The sequence below is a fragment of the Pelomonas margarita genome (assembly GCF_043555875.1).
GTDB classification, from domain to species: domain Bacteria; phylum Pseudomonadota; class Gammaproteobacteria; order Burkholderiales; family Burkholderiaceae_C; genus Pelomonas; species Pelomonas margarita.
Genome location: NZ_JBIGHW010000061.1, coordinates 1 through 521, shown reverse-complemented (window position 1 = coordinate 521; position 521 = coordinate 1). Strand labels below are relative to the sequence as shown.

Annotated in this window: 1 protein-coding gene; it reads left to right on the top strand. The window is 62.6% G+C overall.

The features are described from left to right. The first annotated feature begins 239 nt into the window (after positions 1 to 239). On the top strand, positions 240 to 431 hold the full coding sequence (locus tag ACG0Z3_RS23225; protein WP_394402429.1) for a hypothetical protein: 192 nt from the start codon (positions 240 to 242) through the stop codon (positions 429 to 431). Positions 432 to 521: the final 90 nt, after the last annotated feature.

The following is a 521-nucleotide window of genomic DNA, read 5'->3' as shown; positions in this document are numbered from 1 at the left end:
CAGCGGCCTGATGGGTGCCAATGCCGACCCATCGCGTCAGCCGCTGCTCCGCACCTCATAACCGCGCCCTGCTCGCCGGGCTCACCCCGCCAGTGAGTTGCGTGGAAATGTATTTTGCAGGTCTGACGTGATACGACATCGATGCTCACAAAGTTGGCGGGTCTGTTTGCTGGGGGGATTGCTCTGTCGCCCGTGGCGCCGACAGCGATGACCGCTTGCCTGGCGAACATTTCTCGCTGATGCCCCACTTCCTGACTCAAATCGAGCGTGCCCGCAGTGCCAGCCGCAGCCGCCACACATCGGTGGCGCTGGCCGTTGTAGCGACGCTCACCGCCTGCTCCACCGTCTCCGACACCATGGACATGCTGAGCGCCGGCATGCGCACCGTCCAGGAGCCCTCGAGTTCGACACCAACCGCCGTAAGTGCTTGATCCGTATAGGCCAGGCCTTCGGAATTGTCACTACAGCAGCGTCAGTTGGGTGTCGATGGTCGGTTTCTTGATGCGAAGTGCGGCCAGTGC